Genomic DNA, 20,081 nt, shown 5'->3' on the forward strand with positions numbered 1-20,081 from the left:
CAAGAAGCATGTGCGCCCGAATCCCCTGAAGGGTGAAGTGGGTGGCATCGTCGAAAAGGAAATGCCCATCCATGTCTCGAACGTCGCGCTGTTCAATCCCGCCACCCAGAAGGGTGATCGCATCGGGATCAAGACGCTTGAAGACGGCCGGAAGGTCCGCTTCTTCAAGTCGAACGGCGAGCTGGTGAACGCCTAAGGAGTGACGATGGCTCGCTTGCAACAGGTTTATAGGGACGAAGTCGCGCCGGCGCTGCAGAAGCAGTTCGGCTACAAGTCCGTGATGGAAGTGCCGCGCATCACCAAGATCACCCTGAACATGGGTGTCGGTGAAGCCGTCGGCGACAAGAAGATTCTGGAACACGCCATCGGCGACATGACCAAGATCGCCGGTCAGAAGCCGGTCGCCACCAAGGCGCGCAAGTCGATCGCCGGCTTCAAGATCCGCGACGGCTATCCGATCGGCTGCATGGTGACGCTGCGTGGTCCGCGCATGTTCGAATTCCTCGATCGCCTGGTGACGATCGCGCTGCCGCGTGTTCGCGACTTCCGTGGTATCGGTGCCAAGGGCTTCGATGGCCGTGGCAACTACAACCTCGGCGTCAAGGAACAGATCATTTTCCCGGAAATCGAGTACGACAAGATCGATGCTCTGCGCGGGATGAACATCAGCATCACGACGACGGCGAAGACGGACGAAGAGGCGCGCGCGCTTCTGGGTGCGTTCAAGTTCCCGTTCAAGAATTGAGGGTGATATGGCGAAACTCGCTCTGATCAACCGCGAAGCCAAGCGTGCGAAGCTGGTGGCCAAGTTTGCCTCTAAGCGTGCCGCGCTGGTTGCGCAGGTCCAGGACACCAAGCTGTCCGAAGAAGAACGCATGGCGGCCCGTCTTGCGCTGCAGCAGCTGCCGCGCAATGCGAACCCGACGCGCCAGCGCAATCGTTGCGCGCTGACCGGTCGTCCGCGCGGTGTGTTCCGCAAGTTCGGTCTGTGCCGCAACAAGCTGCGCGAGATCGCTTTCCGCGGCGAAGTGCCTGGCATGACCAAGGCGAGCTGGTAAGGAGAATTCGAAGATGAGTATGTCCGATCCCATCGCCGACATGCTGACGCGCATCCGCAACGGCCAGCAGGCTCAGAAGGCATCGGTGTCGATGCCGTCGTCGAAGCTGAAGGTCGCGATCGCGAAAGTGCTGCAGGACGAAGGTTATATCGACGGCTTCGCCGTCAACGACGAAGCCGGCAAGCCGACCCTGGATGTGGCGCTGAAGTACTACGCGGGCCGTCCGGTGATCGAGCGCATCGAGCGTGTCAGCCGCCCCGGTCTCCGTATCTACAAGGGTAGCGACGAGCTGCCGCGCGTGATGAACGGTCTCGGCGTCGCGATCGTGTCCACGCCGCGCGGCGTGATGACCGACCGCAGCGCGCGGGCCAACCGCGTCGGCGGCGAAGTTCTCTGCCTGGTCGCTTGAGGGGAGAAGCAATGTCTCGTGTAGCTAAGAATCCGGTGGCGATTCCGAGTGGTGTGGAGGTCGTGATCTCCGATGCCGAAATCGCCGTCAAGGGCCCCCTGGGCACGCTGCGCCAGCCGCTGACCGGCCAGGTCAGCATCGAGCGCGAAGGCAATGAGCTCGTCTGCAAGGCGCGCGAAGGCGTGGAAAACTCCCGCGCGATGTCGGGTACCGTCCGTGCGCTGGTGAACAACATGGTGACCGGCGTGACCAAGGGCTTCGAGCGCAAGCTGACCCTGGTCGGCGTGGGCTACCGTGCCCAGGCTCAAGGCGACAAGCTCAACCTGTCGCTCGGTTTCTCGCATCCGGTGGTGCACCAGATGCCGGAAGGCGTGAAGGTCGAAACGCCTTCGCAGACCGAGATCCTGATCAAGGGCAGCGACAAGCAGAAGGTTGGCCAGGTTGCGGCCGAGGTGAGAGCTTACCGCGCTCCCGAACCCTACAAGGGCAAGGGCGTCCGCTACGCGGATGAAGTGGTGGTTCTCAAGGAAACCAAGAAGAAGTAAGGCGGTTCGTCATGAACAAGAAAGAAACTCGTCTTCGCCGTGCGCGCAAAACTCGCGCCAAACTCGCGGAGCTCAAGGCGGTTCGCCTCGCGGTGTTCCGGTCCAACTGCCACATCTACGCCCAGGTCATCTCGGGTTGCGGCTCCAAGGTGCTCGCCGCAGCGTCGACGGTCGAAGCCGATGTCCGCGCCCAGGTGCCGAACGGCGGCAACAAGGCTGCCGCGGAGCTCGTCGGCAAGCTGATCGCCGAGCGTGCGAAGGCTGCCGGCATCGAGCAGGTCGCGTTCGACCGCTCGGGTTTCCTGTATCACGGCCGCGTCAAGGCGCTGGCCGAGGCTGCCCGCGAAGGCGGCCTCAAGTTCTAAGCGAGGAATCGAATGGCTAAGCAGCAAACCAAACGTGCGCAAGCCTCCGACGAGCGCGATGACGGCCTGCGGGAGAAGATGGTCGCGATCAATCGCGTGACCAAGGTCGTCAAGGGCGGCCGGATCCTCGGCTTTGCCGCGCTGACCGTGGTCGGCGACGGCGACGGCGCGATCGGCATGGGCAAGGGCAAGTCGCGCGAAGTGCCGGTGGCGGTGCAGAAGGCGATGGACGAAGCGCGTCGCAAGATGCGCAAGGTCTCGCTGAAGAACGGCACCCTGCAGCACACGGTGATCGGCAAGCACGGCGCCGCTTCGGTGCTGATGCAGCCCGCACCGGCCGGTACCGGCATCATCGCCGGTGGCCCGATGCGCGCCGTGTTCGAAGTGATGGGCGTCACCGACGTGATCTGCAAGTGCATTGGCTCGGCCAATCCTTACAACGTCGTGCGTGCCACCATCAACGGCCTGATGGCGATCAACACCCCGGCGGAAATTGCGGCCAAGCGCGGCAAGACCGTCGAAGAGATCCTGGGGTAAGCGATGTCGGACAAGAAAATCAAGGTGACGCTCGTCAAGAGCGTGATCGGCACCAAGCAGTCGCACCGCGCCACCGTTCGCGGTCTGGGCCTGCGCCGCCTCAACCACACGGTCGAGCTGGCGGATACGCCCGAAGTGCGCGGCATGATCAACAAGGTGTCCTACCTGCTCAAGCGTGAGGGTTGATATGCGCCTGAATAACATCAAGCCGGGTGCCGGCTCCAAGTCGGCCGCCAAGCGCGTCGGCCGTGGCATCGGCAGTGGCCTGGGCAAGACCTGCGGCCGCGGCCACAAGGGCCAGAAGTCGCGTGCAGGCGGTTTCCACAAGACGGGTTTCGAGGGCGGTCAGATGCCCCTGCAGCGTCGTCTGCCGAAGCGCGGCTTCGTCTCGCTGACGCGCGCCCGCAACGTCGAAGTGCGCCTGTCCGAACTGGCGGCCGTGCCGGTCGAGGAAATCGATCTGCTGACGCTGAAGCAGGCGGGCGTGGTGCCGGGCGATGCGCTGTCGGCCAAGGTGGTGCTGTCCGGCGCGATCGACCGCAAGGTCGTTCTGCGTGGCGTCGGTGCGACCAAGGGTGCCAAGGCGGCGATTGAAGCTGCCGGCGGTTCGGTGTCGGCTGAGTAATAAAGGGACGAGCTGTGGCCAATCCTTCCGCCACGCTGGGCAATCCGGGACGGTTCGGCGACCTCAAGCGTCGCCTGCTGTTCCTGCTGGGCGCGCTGATCGTCTATCGCTTGGGCGCTCACATTCCCGTCCCCGGCATCGATCCGGATCAACTGGCCGAGCTGTTCCAGTCTCAGGCCGGCGGCATCCTCGGGGTCTTCAACCTGTTCTCCGGCGGGGCGCTGTCGCGCTTCACCATCTTTGCGCTGGGCATCATGCCCTACATTTCGGCCTCGATCATCATGCAGTTGATGACCGTGGCGGTGCCGAGTCTCGAGGCGCTGAAGAAGGAAGGCGAAGCAGGGCGCAGGAAGATCACGCAGTACACGCGCTACGGTACGCTGGTGCTTGCCTTCGCCCAGTCGCTGGGCATGGCGATCGCGCTCGAAGGCCAGCCGGGGCTGGTGCTCGATCCGGGTCTGACCTTCCGCTTCGTGACCGTCGCCACGCTCGTCACCGGGACGATGTTCCTGATGTGGCTGGGCGAGCAGATCACCGAGCGCGGGATCGGCAACGGCATCTCGATCATCATCTTCGCCGGTATCGTCGCGGGCCTCCCGAGTGCCATCGGCGGACTGTTCGAGCTGGTGCGCACGGGTTCGATGCACCCCTTCACGGCGCTGTTCATCTGCGTGCTGGTGGTGCTGGTGACGGGTTTCGTGGTGTTCGTCGAGCGCGGCCAGCGCAAGATCCTGGTGAACTACGCCAAGCGCCAGGTCGGCAACAAGATCTATGGCGGGCAAAGTTCCCATCTGCCGCTGAAGCTGAACATGTCGGGGGTAATTCCGCCGATCTTCGCCTCGAGCATCATCCTGTTCCCGGCGACGCTGGGGCAGTGGTTCGGTTCGTCGGAAGGGATGTACTGGCTGCGTGACATCGCTTCCACGCTGTCTCCCGGCCAGCCGATCTACGTGATGCTGTATGCGCTGGCGATCGTGTTCTTCTGCTTCTTCTATACCGCGCTGGTGTTCAATGCGCGGGAGACGGCAGACAACCTGAAGAAAAGCGGTGCATTCGTCCCGGGTATCCGGCCGGGCGATCAGACCGCGCGTTACATCGACAAGATTCTCATGCGGCTGACGCTGGCTGGCGCGGTGTATATCACCCTGGTCTGCCTGCTGCCCGAGTTCCTGATCCTGAAATGGAACGTTCCGTTCTACTTCGGCGGCACTTCGCTGCTGATCATCGTGGTTGTCACGATGGATTTCATGGCGCAGGTTCAGGCGGCGGTGATGTCGCACCAGTACGAGAGTCTGCTGAAGAAGGCGAACTTCAAAGGGGCGGGTTTCCCGACCAGGTAACATGACGAAGGAAGATGTCATCGAGATGCAGGGCGAGGTCACGGAAAACCTGCCCAACGCAACGTTTCGTGTGAGGCTCGAGAACGGCCACATGGTTCTCGGCCACATCTCCGGAAAAATGCGGATGCACTACATCCGCATCCTTCCTGGTGACAAGGTGACGGTGCAGCTCACCCCTTACGACCTGACAAAGGGCCGGATCGTCTTCCGGACCAAGTGAGAATAGAGAAACAGGAGCAAGAACATGCGAGTCCAGGCGTCAGTCAAGCGGCTTTGCCGCAATTGCAAGATCATTCGCCGCAAGGGTGTCGTGCGCGTCATCTGCACCGATCCGCGGCATAAGCAGCGCCAGGGTTGATTAAGTCAACTCTAGCTATTAAAATTTAATGTTTAGCGTTTTGGGGTAGACGGATGGCCCGTATTGCTGGGGTAAACATTCCCAATCACAAGCACGCCGAGATCGCGTTGACCGCAATCTTTGGGATCGGCCGTACGCGTGCTCAGAAAATCTGCGACGCCGCGGGCATCGTGCGCTCGATCAAGATCAAGGATCTGACCGAGTCGGACATGGAAAAGCTGCGCGACGAAGTGGGCAAGTTCGTCGTCGAAGGCGATCTGCGCCGCGAAGTGACGATGAACATCAAGCGACTGATGGACCTGGGCTGCTACCGCGGCGTCCGCCATCGTCGCGGCCTGCCGCTGCGGGGTCAGCGTACCCGTACGAATGCGCGTACCCGCAAAGGTCCCCGCAAGGCGATCGCCGGCAAGAAGTAATAGGAACCGATAATGGCTAAGACTGGAACGAAGGTTCGTAAGAAGATCAAGAAGAATGTGGCCGAAGGCATCGCCCACATTCACGCGAGCTTCAACAATACGATCATCACCATCACCGACCGTCAGGGCAATGCGCTGTCGTGGGCGACCTCCGGCGGCGCCGGCTTCAAGGGCTCGCGCAAGAGCACGCCGTTCGCTGCCCAGGTGGCTGCCGAGGCTGCCGGCAAGGTGGCGCAGGAGTGCGGCATCAAGAACCTGGAAGTGCGCATCAAGGGCCCCGGTCCTGGCCGCGAGTCTTCCGTGCGCGCGCTGAACGCGCTGGGGATCAAGATTTCCAGCATCACGGACATCACCCCCATCCCGCACAACGGCTGCCGTCCGCCGAAAAAGCGCCGTATCTGACAAGGAGTTGATAAGTGGCTCGTAATCTCGATCCCAAGTGCCGTCAGTGCCGTCGCGAAGGCGAAAAGCTGTTCCTGAAGGCTGAAAAGTGTTTCACCGACAAGTGCGCCATCGAGCGCCGCGCCTATGCGCCTGGCCAGCACGGCCAGCGCTCGGGCCAGCGTCTGTCGGGTTATGGCGTGCAACTGCGCGAAAAGCAGAAGATCCGCCGCCTGTACGGTGTGCTCGAACGCCAGTTCCGCAAGGTCTATGCCGAGGCGGACCGCCGCCGCGGCCAGACCGGCGAGAACCTGCTGCAACTGCTCGAAGGCCGTCTGGACTCCGTCGCCTATCGCATGGGCTTCGGCGGTTCGCGTGCCGAAGCTCGCCAGGTCGTCCGCCACAATGGCGTGCTGGTCAATGGCAAGCGCGTCAATATTCCGTCGTATGTCGTGCGTCCGGGCGACGTGGTCGAGCTGAGCGAACGTGCTCGCGCCCACCTCCGCGTCAAGGCCGCGCTGGAAGCCGCCTCGTCGCGTGGCTTCCCCGAGTGGCTGGAAGTGGATGTCAAGGCCGGCAAGGGTGTCTTCAAGGCCTACCCGGCGCGCGCCGAACTGCCCCCCACGATCAACGAAGGCCTGGTGGTGGAACTGTACTCCCGCTGATCGGGAGGCTGATCCTCTTCTAGTTCCGAGGGAATGCTGATGCAAAGCAATGCACTGCTGAAACCACGCATCATCGACGTCCAGAGCAGCTCGCCGGTCCAGGCGCGCGTGACGATGGAGCCGTTCGAGCGTGGCTTCGGCCATACGCTGGGGAATGCGCTGCGGCGCATCCTCCTGTCGTCGCTGCCCGGTCATGCAGCGACCGAAGTGTCGATCGAAGGCGTGCTCCATGAGTACTCCACGCTCGACGGCGTGCGCGAGGACATGGTCGACCTTCTGCTGAACCTGAAAGGCGTCGTGTTCAAGCTGCACAACCGCAGCGAGGTCACGCTCCGCCTGGCGAAGTCGGGTGAAGGCGTGGTGCGGGCAGGTGACATCGAAGTCGGTCACGACGTCGAGATCATCAACCCCGATCACGTCATCGCCCATATCGCGCCGGGCGGCAAGCTCGACATGCAGATCAAGGTCGAGGAAGGCCGTGGCTACGTGCCGGGCAACGTTCGTCCGGTCAACGCTGAGAGCAAGACGATCGGCCGTATCGTGCTGGACGCTTCGTTCGGGCCGGTGCGCCGCGTCAGCTACCTGGTCGAGAGCGCCCGCGTCGAGCAGCGCACCGACCTGGACCGCCTGGTGGTCGATATCGAGACCAACGGCGCGGTCGACCCCGAGCAGGCCATCCGCTACGCCGCCCGCGTGCTGATGGACCAGCTGTCGGTGTTCGCCGAACTCGAAGGGACGCCGGTGTCGGCGCCGATCGAGAAGCAGATGACGATCGATCCGGTGCTGCTGCGCCCGGTCGATGATCTCGAGTTGACCGTGCGCTCGGCCAACTGCCTGAAGGCCGAGAACATCTACTACATCGGCGACCTGATCCAGCGGACCGAAACCGAGCTGCTGAAGACCCCGAACCTGGGCCGCAAGTCGCTGAACGAAATCAAGGAAGTATTGGCCTCCCGCGGCCTGACCCTTGGCATGAAACTGGAAAACTGGCCGCCGGCCGGGCTTGAAAAGCTCGGTTGAGACGCCGGGCAAGTGAGGAATTGAAATGCGTCACCGCAATGGTCTTCGCAAGTTGAATCGTACCAGCAGCCACCGCCAGGCGATGTTCCGCAACATGGCCAACTCGCTGCTGCGCCACGAAGTGATCAAGACGACCCTGCCGAAGGCGAAGGAACTGCGCCGCGTCGTCGAGCCGATGATCACGCTGGGCAAGAAGCCCAATCTGTCCAACCGCCGTCTGGCTTTCAACCGCCTGCGCGACCGCGAGATGGTCGTCAAGCTGTTCGACGAGCTGGGTCCGCGCTACGCTACCCGCAACGGTGGCTACCTGCGCATCCTGAAGTGCGGCTTCCGTGACGGCGACAATGCGCCGATGGCTTTCGTCGAGCTGCTCGACCGCCCAGAGGGCGAAGCCGTGGAAGTCGACGAGGCAGCCTGATCGGGCTGGCTTCGGTGAAAAAAGCCGGGCTCTGCCCGGTTTTTTTTCGTCCAGCTCCGCTACCTGGAGGAAGCGATTCATGAGCGTGACCCTGGTGACAGGTGGGGCCGGCTACATCGGCTCTCACACCTGCGTCGAACTGTTGTCCGCGGGGGGCGATGTCGTCGTCCTGGATGATCTGTCGAATGCTTCTCCCGAAGCGGTGCGCCGGATCGAGGCGCTGGCGGGGCGCCCGCTTCGCGCCTTCATCCAGGGCGACGTGCGGGACGCCGCGCTGCTCGAGACGGTGTTCGGTACCCATCCGGTCGAAGCCGTCATCCATTTCGCCGCCAAGAAGGCGGTCGGCGAATCCGTCGAGCAGCCGCTGGCCTACTACGACAACAACCTGCTCGGCCTGATGCGCCTGCTGCAGGCGATGGACGCCGCGGCGTGCCGGCGGATCGTGTTCAGTTCGTCGGCGACCGTCTACGGCGATCCGGCCAGCGTGCCGATCGACGAGAGCTTTCCGACGATGGCGACCAACCCCTACGGCTGGACCAAGCTGATGGGCGAGCAGATCCTGCGCGATCTCGCCGTGTCCGATCCGCGCTGGAACATCGTGCTGCTGCGCTATTTCAACCCGGTGGGGGCGCATGCGAGCGGACGCATCGGCGAGGATCCGGATGGGCTGCCCAACAATCTGATGCCCTACGTCAGCCAGGTGGCGGTCGGCCGCCTCCAGCGCCTCAGGGTCTTCGGCAACGATTATCCGACACCGGACGGAACCGGCGTGCGCGACTACATCCACGTCGTCGATCTGGCGCTCGGCCACCTGAAGGCGCTGGAGCGCATCGAGGCGCTGCCCGGGGTGACGACGCTGAACCTCGGCACCGGGCGCGGCTACAGCGTGCTGGAGATGGTGCGGGCTTTCGAGCAGGCCTCGGGGCGCGCAGTGCCATTCGACATCGTCGATCGGCGCCCCGGCGACGTCGCCGCCTGCTGGGCTGATCCAAACCGCGCGGCGGAGGTGCTGGGTTGGCGGGCCGAGCGTGATCTCGCGGCGATGTGTGAAGATGCCTGGCGCTGGCAGAGCAGCAACCCGCAGGGTTATCGGAGCTGAGGCGGACGCCCCCGCTGAAGCCGCTTCCTACGGATCGTTTCAGCGTGCCGCTGCGGCAAGCGCCTTCTGCAGGTAGCGTCCGGTGTGGCTGGCGGGGTTCGCCGCCACGGTTTCCGGGCTGCCGCAGGCCACCACCGTGCCGCCACCGGCGCCGCCTTCGGGGCCCATGTCCACGATCCAGTCGGCAGTCTTGATGACGTCGAGGTTGTGCTCGATGATCACGATCGTGTTGCCCTGGTCGCGCAGGCGGTGCAGCACTTTCAGCAGCAGCTCGATGTCCTGGAAATGGAGGCCGGTCGTCGGCTCGTCGAGGATGTACAGGGTGCGGCCGGTGTCCCGCTTCGACAGTTCCAGGGCCAGTTTCACCCGCTGGGCCTCGCCGCCGGACAGCGTCGTCGCGCTCTGGCCCAGGCGGATGTAGCCCAGGCCGACGTCCATCAGCGTCTCGAGCTTGCGCGCGACGGCCGGCACCGGCGCGAAGAAGGCCAGCGCCTGTTCGACCGTCATTTCCAGCACTTCCTGGATGCTGCGGCCCTTTGTAGCGGATTTTCGAGCGTCTCGCGGTTTGTAGCGCTTTTGCCGTGGCAGATGTCGCAAGGCACGTACATGTCGGGCAGGAAGTGCATCTCGACCTTGACCAGGCCGTCGCCCTGGCAGGCCTCGCAACGCCCGCCGCGGACGTTGAAGGAGAAGCGGCCCGGGCCGTAGCCGCGTGCGCGCGCTTCGGGGACGCCGGCGAAGAGTTCGCGGATCGGCGTCAGCATGCCGGTGTAGGTCGCGGGGTTCGAGCGCGGCGTGCGCCCGATCGGCGACTGGTCGACGTTGATGACCTTGTCGAAGGCGTCCAGGCCCTCGATCGCGTCATGGGGCGCGGGTTCGGTGGCCGACTTGTAGAGGTGGCGGCTGGCCGCGGCAGCGAGCGTGTCGTTGATCAGGGTGGATTTGCCCGAACCGGACAGGCCGGTGACGCAGGTCAGCAGGCCGAGCGGCAGGGCGACGTCCACATTCTTCAGGTTGTTGCCGCGGGCGCCGGCGATGCGCAGCATGCGTGTTTCGTCGGGGGGTGTGCGGCGGCCGGGGACGGCGATCGCGCGCCGGCCCGACAGGTAGTCGCCGGTCACCGAGGCCGGGTCGGCGATGACTTCGGCCGGCGTGCCGTGGGCGACGATGCGGCCGCCGTGCTCGCCGGCACCGGGGCCCATGTCCACCAGGTAGTCCGCATGGCGGATCGCGTCTTCGTCGTGCTCGACGACGATCACCGTGTTGCCGAGGTCGCGCAACTGGCCGAGCGTGGCCAGCAGGCGGTCGTTGTCGCGCTGGTGCAGGCCGATCGAAGGTTCGTCGAGCACGTAGAGCACACCGGTCAGGCCAGAGCCGATCTGGCTCGCCAGGCGGATGCGCTGGGCCTCGCCGCCGGACAGGGTGTCGGCCGAGCGGTCCAGCGACAGGTAGTCGAGGCCGACGTTGATCAGGAAGCTCAGGCGGTCGGCGATTTCCTTGACGATCTTGTCGGCGACCTGTCCGCGCGCGCCTTCGAGCTTGAGGCCGGCGAAGAAGTCGCGGCACTCGCCCAGCGGCAGGTGGCCGATCTCGTGCAGTGCCCGTCCGCCGATCAGCACGTGGCGCGCTTCGCTGCGCAGCCGGCTGCCCTTGCAGCTCGGGCAGGGCTGGGTGGCGCGGTACTTGGTCAGCTCCTCGCGCACGGCGATCGAATCGGTTTCCCTGAAACGCCGTTCGAGGTTGGGGATGATGCCTTCGAAGGGGTGCTCCTTCAGCACCATGCGGCCGTTGTCCGCCATGTAGCGGAAAGCGATCTTTTCCTTGCCCGAGCCGTGCAGGACGATGTCGCGCATTTTCGCCGGCAGCGTTTCGTAGGCGGCCTCGGCGTCGAAGCCGTAGTGTTCGGCCAGGCTCGTCAGCATCTGGAAATAGAACTGGTTGCGCCTGTCCCAGCCGCGGATGGCGCCGGCGGCCAGCGACAGCTCCGGGTGGGCGACGACGCGCGCCGGATCGAAGAACTCGACCTGGCCCAGGCCGTCGCATTTCGGGCAGGCGCCAGCCGGATTGTTGAAGGAAAACAGCCGGGGCTCGAGTTCGGCCAGCGCGAAGCTGCACACCGGGCAGGCGAAGCGGGCGGAGAACAGGTGTTCCCGGCCGCCATCCATCTCCACCGCGATCGCGCGGCCGTCGGCATGGGTCAGCGCGGTCTCGAAGGATTCCGCCAGCCGGCCGCGCAGGTCGTCGCGGATCTTCAGGCGGTCGATCACCACTTCGACGTCGTGCCGCCGGCCCTTTTCCAGCGGAGGCATCGCGTCCAGCTCCATGACTTCGCCGTCCACGCGCACGCGCACGAAACCCTGGGCGCGCAGGTCGGCGAACAGGTCGGCCTGCTCGCCCTTCCTGCCGGCGACGACGGGAGCCAGGATCATCAGCCGCGTCTCGGCGGGCAGGGCCAGTACGTGGTCCACCATCTGCGCCACGCTCTGCGCCGCCAGTGCGTGCTCGGGATGGTCGGGGCAGTGAGGGGTGCCGGCGCGGGCGTACAGCAGGCGCAGGTAGTCGTGGATCTCGGTGACGGTGCCGACCGTGGAGCGCGGGTTGTGGCTGGTGGCTTTCTGCTCGATCGAGATCGCCGGCGACAGCCCCTCGATCAGGTCCACGTCGGGCTTTTCCATCAGTTGCAGGAACTGGCGGGCGTAGGCCGACAGCGATTCGACGTAGCGGCGCTGGCCTTCGGCGTACAGCGTGTCGAAAGCCAGCGAGGACTTGCCCGATCCCGACAGCCCGGTGATCACCGTCAGCCGGTTGCGCGGCAGATCGATGTTGATGTTCTTCAGGTTATGGGTCCTGGCACCGCGGATGCGGATTTCGTCCATGGCTGCACGGCTTGCGGTAGGGAACCCGAAACTATAAGAGAGAACGCCGGCGCGAGCCAATCCGGAACGGCCGGGAAGAGGCGGTGCGATGCTAGAATTCATCGCTTTATCGAAGCCCATCTTCCCGCATGTCCGCACCGCACGATCCGATGACTTCCGCCGAACGCCGGGCTGGCATGAGCCTGGCGGCGATCTTTGCATTGCGCATGCTGGGCTTGTTCCTGATCCTGCCGGTGTTCGCGGTCTACGCCGAAGGCATCCCCGGGGGCGACGACCTGACCCTGGTCGGCCTGGCGATCGGCGCCTACGGCCTGACCCAGGCCTGCCTGCAGATCGCCTATGGCGCGGCCTCCGATCGCTTCGGCCGCAAGCCGGTGATCGTCTTCGGCCTGCTGCTGTTCGTCGCTGGCAGCGCGGTCGCGGCGCTCGCGGCCGACATCCACATGATCATCGCCGGCCGCGTGCTGCAGGGTGCGGGTGCCATCTCGGCGGCGGTCACCGCGCTGGCGGCCGACCTGACGCGCGACCAGCACCGGACCAAGGTCATGGCGATGATCGGTTCGTCCATCGGGCTGGTGTTCGCCTTGTCGATGGTGGCGGCACCGCTGCTGTATGCGGCGATCGGCATGAGCGGCATCTTCTGGCTGACCGCGGCGCTGGCCTGTGCGGCGATCGCCGTCGTGCTGTGGGTGGTGCCGGCCGCGCCGCCGGTGCCGCGCGCCAACGGCGGCCGCTTCATCGACGTGCTGCGCGACGGCCAGTTGATGCGCTTGAATTTCGGCGTCTTTGCGCTGCACCTCATCCAGACCACGATGTGGGTCATGGTGCCGGTGGGGCTGGTCGCCGCAGGGCTGCCGATGCCCGAACACTGGAAAGTCTATCTGCCCGCGGTGCTGCTGTCCTTCGTCGTCATGGTGCCCGCGGTGATCGTCGCCGAGCGGCGCAACCTGATGAAGCCGGTGTTCAATGCCGCGATATGCTTGCTGGCCCTGGTGCAGTTCGGCCTGTGGCTGTTCGGCGACGGCCTGCTGCCGCTGGCCTTGCTGCTGACCCTGTTCTTCGTTTCCTTCAACGTGCTGGAGGCGACGCAGCCGTCCTGGATTTCGCGCATCGCGCCCGCACATTCGAAGGGAACGGCGCTGGGCGTCTACAACACCCTGCAGTCGGTCGGCCTGTTCCTGGGGGGGCTGCTCGGCGGCTGGCTCGGGCAACGTTTCGGGGCCGGCGCGGTCAGTCTGGTCTGTGGCGCGCTGGCGCTTCTCTGGCTGCTGCTGGCATCGAGCATGACCCCACCTCCGGTACGTGCGGTGCCGGCGCCCGAAAGCACCTGAACCAGGGCATGAATCACCGCACGGCATTCATTTGAAAGGAGAACGGGATGGCATCCCTGAACAAAGTGATTCTCATCGGCAATCTCGGCCGCGATCCCGAGACGCGCTACGCGCCCAGCGGCGACGCGATCTGCAACCTGACGCTGGCGACCACCGAAGTCTGGAAGGACCGGACCAGCGGCGAACGCCGCGAGGCCACCGAGTGGCACCGCGTGGTGTTCTTCGGCCGCGTTGCCGAAGTCGCCGCCCAGTACCTGCGCAAGGGCAGCCAGATCTACGTCGAAGGCCGCCTGCAGACGCGCAAGTGGCAGGACCAGAACGGCCAGGATCGCTACACCACCGAAATCCGCGGCGACGAGATGAAGATGCTCGGCCGGCGCGAAGGCGGCGACGCGCCGATGCGTGCGCCGGACAGCGGCTACGACGCGCCGGCGCCGGCATCGCGTCCGGCACCGGCGGCCGCGCCGCGCCCGCAGTCACAGGCTCCGGCGGCGTCCTCGTCCGGCTTCGGCGACTTCGACGACGACATCCCGTTCTGAAGGCGGGGGCAGGCGCTTCTTGCGGCGTGACTTGCGTCCGGGTTGCGGCTGCGGATCACCGCTAACATGAGATCGGGCGTTCGACCCGAAGAAGCAACGAGAGGAGGGGACTTCCATGAACGAGCTCATCAGCTATCCGGATGGCATCCATGCGCTGGAGTCCGGCTACGGCCGGCCGCAATTGGCGGCGATTCACATCGTGGTCGACGAGGGGCGTGCCGCGATCGTCGATACCGGCAGCAATGATTCCGTGCCCCGCGTGCTGAGCGCGCTGGCGATGCTCGGCATCGAGCCCGGCAACGTGGAATGGGTGATGCTGACCCACATCCATCTGGACCATGCGGGCGGGGCGGGCAGCCTGATGTGCGCATTGCCCAAGGCCCGCCTGCTGGTGCATCCGCGCGGCCTGCGCCACATGATCGACCCCTCGAAGCTGTGGGAAGGCACTGCCGCCGTCTATGGCGCCGAGCGCGCCTACCAGCTCTATGGCCGGCTGGTGCCGGTTCCGCCCGAGCGCATCGTGCCGGCGACCGACGGGCTGGAGCTGCGCATGGGCAAGCGCTTGTTCCGCGTGTTCGACACGCCGGGGCATGCCCGCCACCATATTTGCATCTGGGACGACAGCGCGCATGCCTTCTTCACCGGCGACACCTTCGGCCTGTCCTACCGCGAACTCGACGTCGATGGCCGGGTCTTCGTGCTGCCGACCACCACGCCGACGCAGTTCGACCCGGAGGCGATGCACGAGTCGATCGACCGCATGCTGTCCATGCAGCCGCAGGCGATGTACCTGACCCACTACGGCCGCGTGACCGACGTGCCGCGGCTCGGCGCCGACCTCCACCGCCTGATCGACGCCATGGTCGCGGTGGCTCGGGCGGCGCGGGGCGACGAGGTGGCGCGCCACGTCGAGATCCTCGCCGGTCTGGAGCAGGTCATCCGCGAGGAAGCTGGGCGCCAGGGCTGGGCGCTGGACGAGGAGCAGACGCTGGAACTGCTGCGCATGGACCTCGAGCTCAACGCGCAAGGCCTGGGCATCTGGCTCGACAGCCAGCGCGTGGCCGAGCCGCAGCCGGCCTGACGGAAGGACGATGGACGCGAGCCGGGTGGATGGCGGCGGGGCCGACGAGGGGGTGGAGGACGTGGACCGCGCCCGCCGCTTCGGCGGCATCGACCGCCTTTACGGCAGGGGGGCCGCGGATGCGCTGGCGGCCGCCCATGCCTGCGTGATCGGCATCGGCGGTGTCGGCTCCTGGGCCGTCGAGGCGCTGGCGCGCAGCGGCGTGGGCAGGTTGACGCTGATCGACCTCGACCACGTCGCCGAGTCCAACATCAACCGCCAGGCCCATGCGCTCGATGCCACGCTCGGGCAGGCGAAAGTGCAGGCGATGGCGGATCGCATCGCCGCCTTCAGTCCGCAATGCCGGGTCGACACGGTCGAGGATTTCCTCACGCCGGAAAATGCCGCAAGCCTGCTGCAGGGTTTCGACGTCGTCATCGACGCCATCGACAACGTGCGGGCCAAGGTGGCGATCGCCGCGCTCTGCCGGACGCGGCAGATGCCGCTGGTGATGGCGGGTGGCGCGGGCGGCAAGCTCGATCCGGCGCAGATCGGCATCGACGATCTGGCCCGTACGCTGCAGGATCCGCTGCTGTCCAAGGTGCGTGCCCGCCTGCGCAAGGAGCACGGCTTTCCGCGCGACCCGAAAAAGAAGTTCGGCATCGAGGCGGTGTTTTCCACCGAAGCACTGCGCCATCCGCCCGCGCCGGCCTGCGAGGCAGAGGGGGGGCAGAGCCGCGGGCCGCAGGGCCTGGCCTGCGCCGGCTACGGTTCGAGCATGGCGATGACCGCCAGCGTCGGACTGTTCTGTGCTTCGCGCGCGCTGCTTCACCTGCTGAGCGCCGGCCGGACACGTGCGGCGGGTGCAGCGGAACGGGCCGAAGCCATGATCGGAGCCGGGGCATGAGCGACGTGGCGGTGATCCTGTTCGGCCACGGCGCGCGCGATCCCGGATGGGCCGGGCCGATGAAGCGGATCCGCGAGCACATGCTGGCCCAGCCCGGCGCGCCGCGCGTGGAGCTGGCCTTTCTCGAGTTCATGCAGCCGACCCTGGCCGACGCCATCGCTGCGCTGGCCGGAGCCGGGATGCGGCGCATTGCCATCGTGCCGGTCTTCCTGGCCCAGAACGGGCATCTGAAGCGCGACCTTCCCGTGCTGCTCGATGCGGCACGCGCCGCACACCCGGAGTGCGAGATCACGCTCGCCGTCGCTGCGGGCGAAGCCGAAGGCGTGATCGCGGCGATGGCCGAATACGCCCGCAGCTGCGCGGCCTGAAGGCGTGCCGGCGCGGGTCGGGACCGTCACCGGAGTGTGACCTGATACACGTCCGGCATGGGTGCCGGCGCTGCCTGGCGCAGCCGCAGGGCTAGAATCGGGCGATCCGCACCGTCAGCCTTGGACATCTATCGACATGAAGGACATTCCGCCCCATCAGAACCGGCGCCTCGACCGGCGCCTGCCGCTCGGCTGCCCGGCTTTCATCGCCCTGCGCAGCGGTCAGCGTATCGAGGCGGTGTGCATCGAGATCGGCGTCGGCGGCATGACCCTGCATGCTGCCTACGTGCCGGAGCAGAACGAAGTCCTCGACGTCGCGGTGCTCGGGCCTCAGGGTTCGCCCGTATCCGATCGCCCGCCGCTGGTCGGCAAGCTCGAAGTCACGCGCTGCAATGCGCTGGGTGACGGCCGCTACGAGATCGGCGGCCGCATGATGCGCGTGGTCGACTGACGCGCAATGGCCGCCGGGCTGCCCGGCGGGCCTGGCTCAGCGCGGGCCTTCCCGGCGCAGCAGCATCCACAGCGCGAACACCGCCGTCGCCGCAAAGCTCAGCAGCGACCAGTTGGCGATCGACAGGCCGAGGAAAGTCCAATCCACCGCTGCGCAGTCGCCCGCACCGCGGAAGATCATCGGCAACGCTTCGCCGAGCGGGAAGCTCTCCAGCATGAACTCCAGCCCCGGGCCGCATTCGGGAATCGCGGGGGGATTGAGCTGCATCCAGGTCTGGCGTGCGGCGATGCCGCCGCCGACCAGTGCCCCCAGGCCGATCAGCGCGGCATAGATCCGGCTACCCGTGCGGGCTGGCCCATGGAGGCCGCCGACCAGGGCGATCAAGGCCACGGCGAGGAAGACGTAGCGCTGCATCACGCACATCGGGCAGGGTTCGAGGCCTTTCACATGCTGCAGGTAGAGGCCGAAGCCGAGCAGGCCGATGGCGGTGGCGAACAGGGCGAGGTAAAGCGTGCGCGCCGGCAGGCGCAGCAGGATCTGGAACAGGGACATCTCGATCTGGTGTTGCTGGGCGGGCGCCCATTGTATAGGGGATGTTCCCTCGGAGTGCGGCGGACGGCTTCAGGTTCCCAGCGCCGCCTGCAGCATGTCGAGGAAGGCCCGCGTCTTGGCCGGCATCAGCCGGCGGCCGGGAAACACCGCCCAGGCGGTGTTGGCAGGCAGGCACCAGTCCGCCATCACGCGGCGGAGCTCACCCTGGCGCACATAGGGTGCAGCGAAATAATCGGGTACTGCGGCGATGCCGGCGCCGGCGCGGGCAAAGCGGATCAGCAACTCGGGTGAATTGGCCGTGATGCTGCCGGGCGGCGTGCCCTGCCAGCGGGCATCGTCCCGCATCAGTGTCCAGCCGAGTGCTTCGCCGCTGCGCGTCAGCAGACGCAGCGCGCGGTGCGTGTTCAGCGCCTCGGGATGCCCGGGTTCGCCGTGCTCGGCGAGATAGCCGGGCGAGGCATACAGCCCGCTGGGAAAGACCGCCAGGCGGCGTGCGGCGAGGAGGGCATCGTCGGGCAGTTCGCCCATGCGGATGGCGACGTCGAAGCTCTCGCCCAGCAGGTCCACCCGGCGCGGCGACAGATCCAGCTCCAGCGACACCGCCGGATGCATCGCGGTGAAGGCCGACAGCATGTCGACCAGCAGCAGGTTGGCGAAATCGCTCGGCATCGACACCCGCAGGCGGCCGCTGGGCCTGGCCCGGCGGCTTTCGGCCAATGCCTTCACCGCCTCGATCTCGTCGACCATCTGCCGCGCATGCTCCAGCAGCGCCGTGCCGAACTCGGTCAGCGTCAGCCGCCGCGTAGTGCGCAGCATCAGCCGCTCGCCCAACTGCTCTTCCAGTTGCGAGATGCGGCGCGAAACCGTGGACTTGGGCAGGCCCAGCCGGTCGGCTGCGGCGGTGAAGCTGCCGCTTTCGGCCACGCGGGCAAAGATCAGCAGATCGTTGGGGTTGTACTGTTCCATGAAAAGGACAATGTTGTTCGTTTCAAGGGATTAATGAAGATCGGAGACATGATTAAACTCCGATCGTCGTCTTCGAACAAGGCTGCGACCTCGAACACCATGGTCCCGGCATCGCCTTGGACGGATTCCGGACAGAAGCCAGCCACATCCCGACCCCACGGAGAACATACTATGAACATTCTGCAGATCAACGGCAGCGCCCGCAGCGAAGGCGCGAACTCCACCCGCGTCGCCAACGGCATCGTCGCCCGCCTGCTGGCGGCCGGCCCCCAGGCCCGTGTCGTGTTGCGCGACCTGGCGCGCGATCCCGCGCCGATCATCGACGAAGCTGCGCTCGGCGCGCTGTTTTCCCCGGTCGAGCAGCGCACGCCGGAGCAGGCTGCCCGCGTCGCCGCAAGCGATGCGCTGATCGCCGAAGTGCAGGCCGCCGACGTCATCGTGCTTGGCGTGCCGATGTACAACTTCGGCATTCCGTCCCAGCTCAAGAACTGGATCGACGCCATTGCCCGCGCCGGTGTGACCTTCCGCTACACCGAGAACGGCCCAGAAGGGCTGCTGAAGGGCAAGAAGGTGTTCGTCGCCTTCGCCCGCGGCGGCCGCTACCGCGGTACGCCGGCCGACACGCAGACGCCGTACCTGCAGACCGTGCTCGGTTTCGTCGGCCTCACCGACGTCCGCTTCGTCTATGCCGAAGGCCTGAACATGGGCGAAGAAGCCGCGCAGCAGGGTTTTGCCCAGGCCGAAGCCGACATGGACGCCGTGCTGGGCTGAGCGCCTGCTGACCGGCGAGCATGCCCGCCGGTCAGCTTCGCCTCGTTTCGTGCCATTTCGTCCTGTTTCGCCCTGTCTTCACCCGCTCCACATTCCGCGTGCCTTTCTGCAGGAGTACCGCCATGACCATCCGTGCCGCCGAAACCGTTCTCCGTCCGCGCAGCGTCGAGCGCCTGGTCGTCGGCCAGGCCACATCCGACGGTGCCGGCGTCAAGCTCACCCGCGTACTGACCCAGCCGCTGCAGCGCCGGCTCGACCCCTTCCTGATGCTGGATGCCTTCGGCAGCGACGAGGCCGACGACTACATCGCCGGTTTTCCCGATCATCCGCACCGCGGCTTCGAGACCATCACCTACATGATCGCCGGCCGCATGCGGCATCGCGACAGCGCCGGCCATGAGGGTCTGCTGGAAAACGGCGGCGTGCAATGGATGACGGCAGGCCGCGGCGTGATCCATTCCGAGATTCCGCAGCAGCAGGAAGGCCGGATGGAAGGTTTTCAGCTGTGGCTGAACCTGCCGGCGCGAGACAAGCTTTGCACGCCCTGGTATCGCGATTTCAGCGGTGGCGAACTGCCGTGCTTCAACACCGATGCCGGTGTGCGGGTGACGGTGATCGCGGGCGAAAGCCATGGTGTGGCTGGCGCGGTGACGCGCGAGGCGACTGCGCCATTGTATCTCGACCTGCAACTGCCGGCCGGTGCGCCCTTCAGCCAGGCACTGCCCGAAGGGCACAACGCTTTCCTGTATGTCTATCGCGGGGAACTGGCAGTCGCCGGCACGGCGGTGCCCGCCGGGCGCATGGCCATCCTGGCCAATGACGCGGGCAGCGACGGTGTCGTCATCGAGGCGGCCGGCCTGGGAACGCGTGCGTTACTGATTGCCGGCCGTCCGTTGGGCGAACCGATCGCGCAGTACGGGCCGTTCGTCATGAACAGCGAGCAGGAGATCTACCAGGCGCTGGCCGATTACCGTGCCGGCACGCTGGCCGGCGCCTGAAGCCGGCTGTGTCCGGGCCGGCAATG

The 20,081-nt window shown here is 66.0% G+C and carries 28 protein-coding genes and 1 pseudogene; 26 read left to right on the top strand and 3 right to left on the bottom strand.

Annotated elements, in window-relative coordinates; all coding sequences use genetic code 11:
* The 18 genes from rplX to galE all read left to right on the top strand — a co-directional run.
* Positions 1-196, top strand: a 196-nt coding sequence (gene rplX / locus TBU01S_RS17230) for a 50S ribosomal protein L24 (RefSeq protein ID WP_083953693.1), incomplete at its 5' end; no start/stop codon positions are given.
* Positions 197-205: 9 nt separating this feature from the next.
* Entirely contained in the window at positions 206-745 is a 540-nt protein-coding gene (gene rplE / locus TBU01S_RS17235; RefSeq protein ID WP_068638403.1) for a 50S ribosomal protein L5, read from the top strand.
* 7 nt (positions 746-752) lie between these two features.
* A complete protein-coding gene (gene rpsN / locus TBU01S_RS17240) occupies positions 753-1,058 on the top strand; it encodes a 30S ribosomal protein S14 (RefSeq protein WP_068638404.1) in 306 nt (101 codons plus the stop codon).
* 13 nt (positions 1,059-1,071) lie between these two features.
* Positions 1,072-1,467 carry a 30S ribosomal protein S8 gene (rpsH, locus tag TBU01S_RS17245; protein WP_068638405.1) on the top strand — a complete coding sequence of 132 codons (396 nt, stop codon included), beginning with the start codon at positions 1,072-1,074 and terminating at the stop codon, positions 1,465-1,467.
* A gap of 11 nt (positions 1,468-1,478) precedes the next feature.
* Positions 1,479-2,012 carry a 50S ribosomal protein L6 gene (gene rplF, locus TBU01S_RS17250; RefSeq protein ID WP_068638406.1) on the top strand — a complete coding sequence of 178 codons (534 nt, stop codon included), beginning with the start codon at positions 1,479-1,481 and terminating at the stop codon, positions 2,010-2,012.
* Positions 2,013-2,023: 11 nt separating this feature from the next.
* Positions 2,024-2,377 (top strand): 50S ribosomal protein L18, encoded by a 354-nt coding sequence (gene rplR, locus TBU01S_RS17255; RefSeq protein WP_004258249.1) that lies wholly within the window; start codon positions 2,024-2,026, stop codon positions 2,375-2,377.
* 12 nt (positions 2,378-2,389) lie between these two features.
* On the top strand, positions 2,390-2,914 hold the full coding sequence (gene rpsE / locus TBU01S_RS17260; RefSeq protein ID WP_068638407.1) for a 30S ribosomal protein S5: 525 nt from the start codon (positions 2,390-2,392) through the stop codon (positions 2,912-2,914).
* 3 nt (positions 2,915-2,917) lie between these two features.
* Positions 2,918-3,100, top strand: a complete 183-nt coding sequence (gene rpmD, locus TBU01S_RS17265) for a 50S ribosomal protein L30 (protein WP_004332362.1) — start codon at positions 2,918-2,920, stop codon at positions 3,098-3,100.
* Between the two features lies 1 nt (position 3,101).
* The gene (gene rplO / locus TBU01S_RS17270; protein WP_068638408.1) at positions 3,102-3,539 is read left to right on the top strand and encodes a 50S ribosomal protein L15; all 438 of its coding nucleotides are present in this window, start codon (positions 3,102-3,104) and stop codon (positions 3,537-3,539) included.
* Positions 3,540-3,553: 14 nt separating this feature from the next.
* Positions 3,554-4,879, top strand: coding sequence for a preprotein translocase subunit SecY (secY, locus tag TBU01S_RS17275; RefSeq protein ID WP_068638409.1), 1,326 nt, complete (start codon positions 3,554-3,556; stop codon positions 4,877-4,879).
* Between the two features lies 1 nt (position 4,880).
* Positions 4,881-5,099 carry a translation initiation factor IF-1 gene (gene infA / locus TBU01S_RS17280; protein WP_004298457.1) on the top strand — a complete coding sequence of 73 codons (219 nt, stop codon included), beginning with the start codon at positions 4,881-4,883 and terminating at the stop codon, positions 5,097-5,099.
* Between the two features lie 24 nt (positions 5,100-5,123).
* Positions 5,124-5,237: a 50S ribosomal protein L36 gene (rpmJ, locus tag TBU01S_RS23220; protein ID WP_004258276.1), complete on the top strand. Its 114-nt coding sequence runs from the start codon at positions 5,124-5,126 to the stop codon at positions 5,235-5,237.
* Positions 5,238-5,290: 53 nt separating this feature from the next.
* Positions 5,291-5,653, top strand: a complete 363-nt coding sequence (gene rpsM, locus TBU01S_RS17285) for a 30S ribosomal protein S13 (protein WP_068638410.1) — start codon at positions 5,291-5,293, stop codon at positions 5,651-5,653.
* Between the two features lie 12 nt (positions 5,654-5,665).
* A complete protein-coding gene (rpsK, locus tag TBU01S_RS17290; protein WP_068638411.1) occupies positions 5,666-6,055 on the top strand; it encodes a 30S ribosomal protein S11 in 390 nt (129 codons plus the stop codon).
* A gap of 14 nt (positions 6,056-6,069) precedes the next feature.
* Entirely contained in the window at positions 6,070-6,699 is a 630-nt protein-coding gene (gene rpsD, locus TBU01S_RS17295) for a 30S ribosomal protein S4 (protein ID WP_068638412.1), read from the top strand.
* Between the two features lie 39 nt (positions 6,700-6,738).
* Positions 6,739-7,719 carry a DNA-directed RNA polymerase subunit alpha gene (locus tag TBU01S_RS17300; protein WP_068638463.1) on the top strand — a complete coding sequence of 327 codons (981 nt, stop codon included), beginning with the start codon at positions 6,739-6,741 and terminating at the stop codon, positions 7,717-7,719.
* Positions 7,720-7,744: 25 nt separating this feature from the next.
* On the top strand, positions 7,745-8,137 hold the full coding sequence (gene rplQ / locus TBU01S_RS17305; RefSeq protein WP_068638413.1) for a 50S ribosomal protein L17: 393 nt from the start codon (positions 7,745-7,747) through the stop codon (positions 8,135-8,137).
* Between the two features lie 79 nt (positions 8,138-8,216).
* A complete protein-coding gene (galE, locus tag TBU01S_RS17310; RefSeq protein ID WP_068638414.1) occupies positions 8,217-9,236 on the top strand; it encodes a UDP-glucose 4-epimerase GalE in 1,020 nt (339 codons plus the stop codon).
* Positions 9,237-9,275: 39 nt separating this feature from the next.
* On the opposite strand, the pseudogene uvrA reads toward galE, so the two are convergent.
* Positions 9,276-12,112, bottom strand: a pseudogene (gene uvrA / locus TBU01S_RS17315) (excinuclease ABC subunit UvrA).
* 128 nt (positions 12,113-12,240) lie between these two features.
* On the opposite strand from uvrA, the gene TBU01S_RS17320 reads away from it, so the two are divergent.
* The 6 genes from TBU01S_RS17320 (at position 12,241) to TBU01S_RS17345 (ending at position 16,768) form a co-directional block, all read left to right on the top strand.
* Complete coding sequence (locus tag TBU01S_RS17320) at positions 12,241-13,443, top strand: MFS transporter (RefSeq protein ID WP_245650962.1); 1,203 nt, start codon at positions 12,241-12,243, stop codon at positions 13,441-13,443.
* A gap of 47 nt (positions 13,444-13,490) precedes the next feature.
* On the top strand, positions 13,491-13,982 hold the full coding sequence (gene ssb, locus TBU01S_RS17325; protein WP_068638416.1) for a single-stranded DNA-binding protein: 492 nt from the start codon (positions 13,491-13,493) through the stop codon (positions 13,980-13,982).
* Between the two features lie 115 nt (positions 13,983-14,097).
* Positions 14,098-15,063 carry an MBL fold metallo-hydrolase gene (locus tag TBU01S_RS17330; RefSeq protein WP_068638418.1) on the top strand — a complete coding sequence of 322 codons (966 nt, stop codon included), beginning with the start codon at positions 14,098-14,100 and terminating at the stop codon, positions 15,061-15,063.
* A 10-nt stretch (positions 15,064-15,073) separates the two neighbouring features.
* The gene (locus tag TBU01S_RS17335; RefSeq protein WP_068638420.1) at positions 15,074-15,949 is read left to right on the top strand and encodes a tRNA threonylcarbamoyladenosine dehydratase; all 876 of its coding nucleotides are present in this window, start codon (positions 15,074-15,076) and stop codon (positions 15,947-15,949) included.
* Complete coding sequence (locus TBU01S_RS17340; protein ID WP_068638422.1) at positions 15,946-16,317, top strand: sirohydrochlorin chelatase; 372 nt, start codon at positions 15,946-15,948, stop codon at positions 16,315-16,317. Before TBU01S_RS17335 ends, TBU01S_RS17340 begins: the two co-directional genes overlap by 4 nt.
* A gap of 136 nt (positions 16,318-16,453) precedes the next feature.
* Positions 16,454-16,768: a hypothetical protein gene (locus tag TBU01S_RS17345; RefSeq protein WP_068638424.1), complete on the top strand. Its 315-nt coding sequence runs from the start codon at positions 16,454-16,456 to the stop codon at positions 16,766-16,768.
* Positions 16,769-16,804: 36 nt separating this feature from the next.
* Here the strand turns inward: TBU01S_RS17345 and TBU01S_RS17350 are convergent, their stop codons facing one another.
* Both TBU01S_RS17350 and TBU01S_RS17355 read right to left on the bottom strand, forming a co-directional pair.
* The gene (locus tag TBU01S_RS17350; RefSeq protein WP_068638425.1) at positions 16,805-17,320 is read right to left on the bottom strand and encodes a disulfide bond formation protein B; all 516 of its coding nucleotides are present in this window, start codon (positions 17,318-17,320) and stop codon (positions 16,805-16,807) included.
* Between the two features lie 69 nt (positions 17,321-17,389).
* Positions 17,390-18,286, bottom strand: a complete 897-nt coding sequence (locus TBU01S_RS17355; RefSeq protein ID WP_068638427.1) for a LysR family transcriptional regulator — start codon at positions 18,284-18,286, stop codon at positions 17,390-17,392.
* Positions 18,287-18,457: 171 nt separating this feature from the next.
* Here TBU01S_RS17355 and TBU01S_RS17360 point away from each other — a divergent pair, with 171 nt between their 5' ends.
* Entirely contained in the window at positions 18,458-19,057 is a 600-nt protein-coding gene (locus TBU01S_RS17360) for an FMN-dependent NADH-azoreductase (RefSeq protein ID WP_068638429.1), read from the top strand.
* Between the two features lie 122 nt (positions 19,058-19,179).
* Positions 19,180-20,055, top strand: coding sequence for a pirin family protein (locus tag TBU01S_RS17365; protein ID WP_068638431.1), 876 nt, complete (start codon positions 19,180-19,182; stop codon positions 20,053-20,055).
* Positions 20,056-20,081 lie beyond the last annotated feature (26 nt).

The sequence above is a fragment of the Thauera butanivorans NBRC 103042 genome, assembly GCF_001591165.1.
GTDB lineage: Bacteria > Pseudomonadota > Gammaproteobacteria > Burkholderiales > Rhodocyclaceae > Thauera > Thauera butanivorans.

Bases quoted from the DNA above. Each gene is read 5' to 3' on its own strand.
- rplE (WP_068638403.1), top strand. From the start codon at position 206: ATGGCTCGCTTGCAACAGGTTTATAGGGACGAAGTCGCGCCGGCGCTG.
- rpsN (WP_068638404.1), top strand. From the start codon at position 753: ATGGCGAAACTCGCTCTGATCAACCGCGAAGCCAAGCGTGCGAAGCTG.
- rpsH (WP_068638405.1), top strand. From the start codon at position 1,072: ATGAGTATGTCCGATCCCATCGCCGACATGCTGACGCGCATCCGCAAC.
- rplF (WP_068638406.1), top strand. From the start codon at position 1,479: ATGTCTCGTGTAGCTAAGAATCCGGTGGCGATTCCGAGTGGTGTGGAG.
- rplR (WP_004258249.1), top strand. From the start codon at position 2,024: ATGAACAAGAAAGAAACTCGTCTTCGCCGTGCGCGCAAAACTCGCGCC.
- rpsE (WP_068638407.1), top strand. From the start codon at position 2,390: ATGGCTAAGCAGCAAACCAAACGTGCGCAAGCCTCCGACGAGCGCGAT.
- rpmD (WP_004332362.1), top strand. From the start codon at position 2,918: ATGTCGGACAAGAAAATCAAGGTGACGCTCGTCAAGAGCGTGATCGGC.
- rplO (WP_068638408.1), top strand. From the start codon at position 3,102: ATGCGCCTGAATAACATCAAGCCGGGTGCCGGCTCCAAGTCGGCCGCC.
- infA (WP_004298457.1), top strand. From the start codon at position 4,881: ATGACGAAGGAAGATGTCATCGAGATGCAGGGCGAGGTCACGGAAAAC.
- rpmJ (WP_004258276.1), top strand. From the start codon at position 5,124: ATGCGAGTCCAGGCGTCAGTCAAGCGGCTTTGCCGCAATTGCAAGATC.
- rpsM (WP_068638410.1), top strand. From the start codon at position 5,291: ATGGCCCGTATTGCTGGGGTAAACATTCCCAATCACAAGCACGCCGAG.
- rpsK (WP_068638411.1), top strand. From the start codon at position 5,666: ATGGCTAAGACTGGAACGAAGGTTCGTAAGAAGATCAAGAAGAATGTG.
- TBU01S_RS17300 (WP_068638463.1), top strand. From the start codon at position 6,739: ATGCAAAGCAATGCACTGCTGAAACCACGCATCATCGACGTCCAGAGC.
- rplQ (WP_068638413.1), top strand. From the start codon at position 7,745: ATGCGTCACCGCAATGGTCTTCGCAAGTTGAATCGTACCAGCAGCCAC.
- galE (WP_068638414.1), top strand. From the start codon at position 8,217: ATGAGCGTGACCCTGGTGACAGGTGGGGCCGGCTACATCGGCTCTCAC.
- TBU01S_RS17320 (WP_245650962.1), top strand. From the start codon at position 12,241: ATGTCCGCACCGCACGATCCGATGACTTCCGCCGAACGCCGGGCTGGC.
- ssb (WP_068638416.1), top strand. From the start codon at position 13,491: ATGGCATCCCTGAACAAAGTGATTCTCATCGGCAATCTCGGCCGCGAT.
- TBU01S_RS17330 (WP_068638418.1), top strand. From the start codon at position 14,098: ATGAACGAGCTCATCAGCTATCCGGATGGCATCCATGCGCTGGAGTCC.
- TBU01S_RS17335 (WP_068638420.1), top strand. From the start codon at position 15,074: ATGGACGCGAGCCGGGTGGATGGCGGCGGGGCCGACGAGGGGGTGGAG.
- TBU01S_RS17340 (WP_068638422.1), top strand. From the start codon at position 15,946: ATGAGCGACGTGGCGGTGATCCTGTTCGGCCACGGCGCGCGCGATCCC.
- TBU01S_RS17345 (WP_068638424.1), top strand. From the start codon at position 16,454: ATGAAGGACATTCCGCCCCATCAGAACCGGCGCCTCGACCGGCGCCTG.
- TBU01S_RS17350 (WP_068638425.1), bottom strand. From the start codon at position 17,320: ATGTCCCTGTTCCAGATCCTGCTGCGCCTGCCGGCGCGCACGCTTTAC.
- TBU01S_RS17355 (WP_068638427.1), bottom strand. From the start codon at position 18,286: ATGGAACAGTACAACCCCAACGATCTGCTGATCTTTGCCCGCGTGGCC.
- TBU01S_RS17360 (WP_068638429.1), top strand. From the start codon at position 18,458: ATGAACATTCTGCAGATCAACGGCAGCGCCCGCAGCGAAGGCGCGAAC.
- TBU01S_RS17365 (WP_068638431.1), top strand. From the start codon at position 19,180: ATGACCATCCGTGCCGCCGAAACCGTTCTCCGTCCGCGCAGCGTCGAG.